Below are 3,151 nucleotides of genomic sequence, written 5' to 3' on the forward strand. Positions count from 1 at the left end.
TTGGCCGCGCGTGCGCCGCCGGGCGCAACGTAAGCGGCGACCGGCACGGGCGAGGCAAGGATCGCCTTGATGATCTGGCGCATCGAGGTGTCGAGGCCGCCGGGCGTGTCGAGTTGCAGGATCGCGAGCGGGGCGCGCTGGCGCGCGGCGCGTTCGAGCGTGCGCACGATGAAATCGGCGCTCGCGGGCCCGATCGCGCCATTCACCACGATCACGACGACGGCCGGTTGCGCGCGCGCGGGCGTTTGCGCGAAGGCGGCGGCGCATAGCGTCATCAGCGCGCACAGCAGCGCGAGAAACGAGGGTACGAGTGGAAATAGCGGCGATGCGCAGCGCCCGCTCCGTCGCGCAGGCGGACGATGCTGGTGAAACGCGCGAGACCGCCACGCGATAGGCGCGACGGCCTGCGCTGGGCGATGAACACGCATCGGCTCGGCCGGACAGCGCGGATCGCGCGCCGCCGGCTCGCAGGAAGGGCTGGGCCCAATTCATCAAGCTTACGCCTTTGGCGCGTGGCGTGGGGGCGGATCGAATTGTTTCGACATCCTGATTGAATGGTGATCCGTTTCATCCGATGAATTGCGTCTGGCCAGCGCGCCGTTCGTCCCGCAGCGTGATTGAGATATCAGACCTGATGATGACTGAAATACGAAATCGGAATTGGATTTATTTCAGCGCAACGCCGATCATGACGTCCATGCAGCGCGAACGACTTCCCGTCCGCGCGTTTTCATCCCGCATCGAATGGAGCACACACCATGGCCGAACGTATGAACGCCATCATCTGGCCCGAAGGTTATCTGCCGGGCACCACCGAAAACTTCGCCTCGAATGAAATGATCGTCGCCGGCATTTCGGCGGCCGACGTCTGGCCGCTGCTCGCCGTTGCGCCGCGCTGGCCCGAGTATTACGCGAACTCGTCGGATATTCGTTTCTACGACGGCAAAGGTCCGGAACTCGACACCGGCGTGCGCTTTTTCTTCCGCACGTTTGGCTTTCCGGTCGAGGGCGAGGTAACGGAATATGTGCCGCCCGCGAACGGCGAACCGGGCCGCGTGGCGTGGCACGGCTGGGCGGGCGAGGGCGATACGCGTCTCGACGTGCATCACGCGTGGCTCGTCGAGGATCTCTCGGGCGGCCGCGTGCGCATCCTCACGCAGGAGACGCAGAAGGGCAAGCCCGCCGTCGAGCTGGCGAACGCGCGTCCCAATCCGATGATCAACGGTCACCAGGAATGGCTCGACGGTCTCGTGAGCGCCGCGCGCAAGGCGAAGCAAGGCTGAGCACGTCCGCGCTGCCGCGCGGAAATTTCGCCTACTGTTGAACGCGAGTTGAACCCGATGCCGCGCCGCGCCCATTCAGGGCGCGGCGCGATTTCCTTTTCCGGAGGCGCCGTATGTCTGCATTGTTCACCCCGTTCAAACTGAAGGACGTGACGTTACGCAACCGCATTTCGGTGCCGCCGATGTGCCAGTACAGCGCGATCGACGGCGTCACCAACGACTGGCACTGGACGCACTATCCGACGCTCGCGCGCGGCGGCGCGGGACTCGTGATCGTCGAAGCCACGGCGGTGTCGCCGGAAGGCCGCATCACGCCCGCCTGCACGGGCCTGTGGAACGACGCGCAGGCCGAAGGTCTGGCGCGCATCGCCGCGTCGATCAAGGCGGCGGGCGCGGTGCCCGGCATCCAGATCGCGCATGCGGGCCGCAAGGCGAGCGCGAATCGTCCGTGGGAAGGCGACGACCACATTCCCGCCGACGATCCGCGCGCGTGGCAGCCCATCGCGCCCTCGGCGATTGCGTTCGGCGCGAATCTGCCGCGCGTGCCGCGCGCCATGACGCTCGACGACATCGCGCGCGTGAAGCAGGCCTTCGTCGATGCGGCGCGGCGCGCGCGCGCCGCCGGTTTCGAATGGCTCGAACTGCATTTCGCGCACGGTTATCTCGCGCAAAGTTTCTTTTCGATTCACTCGAACGAGCGCACCGATGCCTACGGCGGCAGTCTCGAAGGGCGCAGCCGATTTCTCGTCGAAACGCTCGCGGCCGTTCGCCAGGTCTGGCCCGAGAATCTGCCGCTGACCGCGCGTTTCGGCGTGATCGAATACGACGGACGCGACGAGGAAACGCTCGCCGAATCGATCGAACTCACGCGCAAGTTACGCAGCGAAGGCCTCGATCTGCTCAACGTGAGCGTGGGTTTTTCGATTCCGGGCGCGAAGATTCCGTGGGGTCCGGCGTTTCTCGCGCCGATCTCCGCGCGTGTGCGCCGCGAGGCGGGCGTGCCGGTGGCGTCGTCGTGGGGCGTGGATATTCCGCGCGTGGCGGAACGCGTGATCGCCGAGGAACAGATGGATCTCGCGATGATCGGCCGCGCGCATCTCGCCGATCCGCACTATCCGTACCGCGCGGCGCAGCACCTGAAGCTCGACCGGCCTTCGTGGGTGCTGCCCGCGCAATACGCGTACTGGCTCGAACGCTATCAGCCCGATCCGCAAGCGCGCGATTGCGGCAATTGAGCCGCGCCGCGCGAATCAGAGCGGGCGCGCGCGCATCGGCTTACTCCACCGCGACGAGCGCCTTGCCCGAGAACGCGCGATGACGCAGGGCGTCGAGATGCTCCGCGAGCGCGTCGAACGGCGCGATGTGCTGCGCTTCGGCCTGCAATGCGCCGGACGCGATGGCCGCGAGCATCGACTCGCCCGCCTGCGTGAGACGTTGCCAGGCGGCGTCGTCGCCATAGACGTGCAGCGCGCCGAGCGCGACTTCGTGCACCGACAGCGTGCGCCCGAACGGCGGACACGGCGCCGTGTCGAGCCGTCCCTGAATGCAGACCAGATGGCCGTTCGCTTCGAGCACCGGTGAGATGCGCGCGGCGTGCGGCGCGTCCACGCTGTCGATCGCCGCGTAGAAGCGGCCCGCGTTGTCGTCGGCCCATGTGTTGCCGTCGGCGAGCGGCCCCGGCACGCAGGCGTGCGCGCCCAGTCCCGCGAGGCGTTCGGCGTGACGCGGATGGCACATCGCCGTCACCTCGAAGCCACGCTGCGCTGCAAGCTGCACGAGATACTGGCCGACCGCGCCGCCCGCGCCGGAAATCAGCACGCGTGCGCCCGCGCGCAGCGGCAACTTCTCGATCGCCAGCCACGCGGTGA

At 67.4% G+C, this 3,151-nt stretch carries 2 protein-coding genes and 2 pseudogenes; 2 read left to right on the forward strand and 2 right to left on the reverse strand.

Features of this window, described 5'->3' with window-relative positions; genetic code table 11:
- Positions 1–275, reverse strand: a pseudogene (locus tag G3N97_RS37655) (nodulation protein NfeD); the annotation flags it as partial.
- A gap of 483 nt (positions 276–758) precedes the next feature.
- On the opposite strand from G3N97_RS37655, the gene G3N97_RS37660 reads away from it, so the two are divergent.
- Together G3N97_RS37660 and G3N97_RS37665 are read left to right on the forward strand one after the other, a co-directional pair.
- Complete coding sequence (locus G3N97_RS37660; RefSeq protein ID WP_205997824.1) at positions 759–1,283, forward strand: SRPBCC domain-containing protein; 525 nt, start codon at positions 759–761, stop codon at positions 1,281–1,283.
- Positions 1,284–1,396: 113 nt separating this feature from the next.
- A complete protein-coding gene (locus G3N97_RS37665; protein WP_205997825.1) occupies positions 1,397–2,518 on the forward strand; it encodes an NADH:flavin oxidoreductase/NADH oxidase in 1,122 nt (373 codons plus the stop codon).
- 40 nt (positions 2,519–2,558) lie between these two features.
- Here G3N97_RS37665 and G3N97_RS37670 read toward each other — a convergent pair.
- A pseudogene (locus G3N97_RS37670) lies at positions 2,559–3,151 on the reverse strand (alcohol dehydrogenase); the annotation flags it as partial.

Source organism: Paraburkholderia sp. Ac-20347 (assembly GCF_017104805.1).
Classification (GTDB): Bacteria; Pseudomonadota; Gammaproteobacteria; order Burkholderiales; family Burkholderiaceae; genus Paraburkholderia; species Paraburkholderia tropica.

Excerpts from the sequence above, each read along its gene's own strand:
- G3N97_RS37660 (WP_205997824.1), top strand. The coding sequence starts at position 759 with ATGGCCGAACGTATGAACGCCATCATCTGGCCCGAAGGTTATCTGCCG.
- G3N97_RS37665 (WP_205997825.1), top strand. The coding sequence starts at position 1,397 with ATGTCTGCATTGTTCACCCCGTTCAAACTGAAGGACGTGACGTTACGC.